The organism is uncultured Mucilaginibacter sp., from assembly GCF_903913935.1.
Taxonomy (GTDB): Bacteria; Bacteroidota; Bacteroidia; order Sphingobacteriales; family Sphingobacteriaceae; genus Mucilaginibacter.
Window position 1 is genome coordinate 1 of sequence record NZ_CAIWNH010000469.1, and the last position, 4,057, is coordinate 4,057.

The following is a 4,057-nucleotide window of genomic DNA, read 5'->3' on the forward strand; positions in this document are numbered from 1 at the left end:
CCGATAAGCGTCATAAACTGGTCTAATTTTGGTGTGATAATAATCTCGGTGCGGCGATTTTGCGATTTACCCATGTCGCTGCTATTGTTCGCCACAGGATTATATTCGCCCCGCCCGCCTGCTGTTAAACGTTTGGGATCAACATTGTAGGTATTTTGCAGGGCCTGCACAACAGACGATGCCCTTAACGCACTCAAATCCCAGTTGTTGCGGATATTGGTTTGTGCTATCGGTACATTGTCGGTATTACCTTCAATCAGCACATCATAAGTAGCATAATCATTAATGATCTTGGCGATTTTGCTGAGCGTTGCCCCAGCCTTATCTGAAATTTGGTAACTACCTGATTTATAAAGCATATTATCTGAAAGGGATATATACACTACCCCTTTCAATACTTTAATATTAACGTCTCTCATTTCATCCGACGTTAATGAGCGGGTAAGATTCGTCGTCAGGATCAGATTAAGCGAATCACTTTTATTTTTGAGATTAACAAGGTGCTGGATGTATTTATCAGAAGCGGTAATTTGGTCAGCAAGTTTGGCAATGTTTACATTACCCTGGTTACTTCCTGCCAAACATTTGTTTAAGGCATCCTGTAAACCAGCTGCATTGGCCTTTGCCAAGTCAATTTGTTGCTGCAAATTTTCCACCTGGTTTCTTGAAACAGCAAGTTCCTGCTGCGTAGTTTGCCAGCTTTGTTTTAATTTACTATTGGTATCCAACGACCGATTGTAATTTATTTGTAATTCCGCATACTTTTTATTGCTTACACAGCCCTGGCTAATTGCTGCCGCAAGCAGTACCAGTGGTAACAAAAATTTAAGTTTCATGACATTTTATAGTTTATCAGCCAATCATAACCATTTATGGGCTGCATGGTGGTATTAACAAAAAAGGACCATTAAAGTTTCAACGTTGAATTATCATTGAAATAGTCTTCATAAAAACATAACATTTCGTCATCAACATCCAGATTCCTGCCAGCCAAAAACTTAATCCTCAATTGAATAGTTAACTTTAAATAATAACCACCAACCAAATCACCCTTTCACAATAAATACAATGCTAAATAATAGTTAACACTATTATAAAAACAGGGTTATTATATAATATAACTATTTATTTTTTGCTTAACTAATTATAAAAATTGATATAAAACGGCAACAACTGTAATAATTACACGTATAAACGCCCGATCCTACATTACAATGAGTATAACATTTAATATGGCGCCTGAAATTGAGGAAAGCAGGTTACCAATTATAGCGCTCCTCAACGAGGCCTATGCATGCCGTACCAATAATTTAAAGCGAAGTATTGAATATGCGCAAAAAGCGCTTTCAATGAGCAGGAAATTAAAAGATACGGAACTTGTGGCAAAGAGCCTCAGCCGCATTTCGCTCTTTTCTATGATCATGGGTGATTATGACAATGCCCTGCATACAGCCACCGCAGCGATCAGGTATTACAAAGAATTGAATGACGAAAAAGGTATTGCTGATGCTAAGTATAATATTGCCGGAGTTTATTATAAAACCAACAATTTTCATTTAGGGTTGGTGAACCTGGTAGATTGCATCACCATATACAGAAAGTTTAATGATTGTCATAATTTGTCGAGGGCACATAAATCGCTTGGTATGATTTACGAATATTTTGGCGACGAAAAAAACGCGGTTAAAACATATGAAGATGCCATAGCTGCCGGCCAGCAAGCAGGCGATCTAAACCTGGAGTCAAATGCATACAATAATCTCTCGGGAATATATATTAAACGCAACAATATTCAAAAGGCCGCAGAACTGATTGAGCGGGCTATCAATATTAAAAGAAAAACCGGCGACATCAGGGGCCTCGCTTTTAGTTTATATGGCAGGGGAAAAGTTAACATGGCCCGGAAAAATTATCAGCAGGCTGAAGTTGATTTTAAAGCCGCAATGGATATCCACCTTGACATGGGCGAGACACTTGGCCAGGGAATGGCCTATCATAAACTCGGTTACCTTTATCTTCAGATGGGGCTTTTACAAAAAGCAAAAGAAGTATTAACCAAAGGGCTTGATTTCAGTACGACGCATAACATCGTAATGGTAAAATACAAATGCTGTTTTTTATTCTACCAGCTATTTAAATTGGAGTGCGACCCTGTGAATGCCCTTCATTACCTGGAGCTATATCATAAAGAAAAAGACAGTGTAATTAATACCCAAACCCCTAAGATCATTGAAAATTATGAGTTGATAACTCAAATGGCCACCAATGAAAAAGAGGCACAGCTTCAAAAAGCAGAGATCATAAAGAAAAAAGACATTGCTGAACAAACGGCGCGTGTAAAACAGGATTTCCTGTCGACCATGAGCCACGAGATCAGGACGCCCTTAAACGCGGTAATTACAATTGCCTCGTTATTAAGCGATAAAGTTAATAACGAACAAAAACAACTTGTTGATACCCTTAAATTTTCATCCAACAATTTATTGCTTGTCATCAATGATTTCCTTGATTTCACCAAACTGGATGCTGGCAAAGCACAGCTTGAATTGCGACATGCCGATTTGAAAAAACTGCTCGGAAATATAAAAAACACCTATGAGGGTTTGGCCGTTGAAAAAGGGAACCAATTAGTCCTGAACATAGACCAGGAGGTTTATGACCACTATGAACTGGATGAAACCAAAGCATCCCAGATAATAGGAAACCTGGTAACCAATGCCATTAAATTCACTGAAGGCGGGCTGGTAACTATCTCGGTTAAAAAGTCGGGCACTGACGGTTGCTTCGATCACTTACTTTTTGAAGTTCAGGACAACGGGACAGGAATTGAAAGCCAGTACCTGGAGAATATTTTTGATAGTTTTTTCCAACCTCAAACCATTACTACCCGCAAACAGGGCGGCACAGGACTAGGGCTGGCTATTGTCAAAAAACTGGTTGAATTGCATGGCAGCACCATCAATGTAAGCAGCCAAACCGGCAAAGGATCTGTTTTTTATTTTGATCTCAAATTAAAAAGAGCCGCAGCCCCAATAAAAGTAATTGAAAAACGGCTTGACTTATTAACCGGAAAAACTGTTTTGCTTGCTGAAGACAATATGATCAACGCTATGCTGATCCGGAAGTTGCTTTCAAACTGGAAAATGAACCCGGATCATGCGAAAAATGGTGTGGAAGCAGTAGAAAAATCTAAATTAAAGTTGTATGATTTTGTTTTAATGGATAAACACATGCCTGAAATGGATGGCTATGAGGCCAGCTGGAATATTCATCAGAACGGGAACATGAATAATAAGACGCCAATATTTGCCCTAACCGCCGACGTTACTGCCGAAACAAAGGAGGAGCATGTCAGCCTGTTCAAGAGTTTTTTACACAAGCCCATTGAAATTGATAAAATGCAGGAAGCATTTATAAAATGTTTATAATGCAGTAAAAGCGTGCGGGCTCATCATTTCCAAAAAGATGGCACTTTAGTTGTCCCCCTGAGCGTACAATCTGTACAATCAGGGGTACTGTACAAGAAACCATAAATAGAGCCTGTTGGCGTAAATAATGCCCGGGTAGGAAGATCTGTAACCGGCTGGTTTATTAAAATGTTTTGCACATCATTGTAGCCTTGCTTATTACGGTATAAGGCGGTATCCTGTTCGCAGTCGTAGGGGTAGCTTGTCGTGGTATTTATCGGGACGATCTCGCTGGTTAAAAATATTCTTTTTGACTGAACATTAGTGATGGATATATAACCTATAACGGCCTCGCCGGCGTCTGCAATATTATGGATGTTACCTTGAAGCTGCGATGGCTCCGCGTCAAAAATACTTCCCAACTGTTCCGTGTTTTTCTGGATGTTCAGGTAAAATTGATAAGCATCGCCGGTTAAGGCGTATTGCCTGACAAGTACTGAATAGGTAACTTCCAATTTTTCGGAACTGTATGGAATGGTTGTTAACGGGCTTTGATATACCTCATCTTTGCTTAGTTTTGCTGTTGAATTAAGGAGAATATTGGAAGATGCGTCATTCGCATAACAATAATAAACCCCTTTGTCTGACGG

3 protein-coding genes are annotated in these 4,057 nt (G+C 39.4%); 1 reads left to right on the forward strand and 2 read right to left on the reverse strand.

Translation table 11 applies throughout. The annotated features are described in order from the left end of the window. Window positions 1-836, reverse strand: an 836-nt coding sequence (locus tag QZY09_RS18830; protein WP_295674828.1) for a flagellar motor protein MotB, incomplete at its 3' end; no start/stop codon positions are given. Window positions 837-1,214: 378 nt separating this feature from the next. Between QZY09_RS18830 and QZY09_RS18835 the strand changes: the two genes are divergently transcribed. Then, a complete protein-coding gene (locus QZY09_RS18835; protein ID WP_295674829.1) occupies window positions 1,215-3,428 on the forward strand; it encodes an ATP-binding protein in 2,214 nt (737 codons plus the stop codon). A 23-nt stretch (window positions 3,429-3,451) separates the two neighbouring features. On the opposite strand, the gene QZY09_RS18840 is transcribed toward QZY09_RS18835, so the two are convergent. Beyond that, window positions 3,452-4,057 (reverse strand): DUF4249 family protein (locus QZY09_RS18840; protein ID WP_295674830.1); only part of this gene is annotated, 606 nt, incomplete at its 5' end.

Excerpts from the sequence above, each read along its gene's own strand:
- QZY09_RS18835 (WP_295674829.1), top strand. The coding sequence starts at position 1,215 with ATGAGTATAACATTTAATATGGCGCCTGAAATTGAGGAAAGCAGGTTA.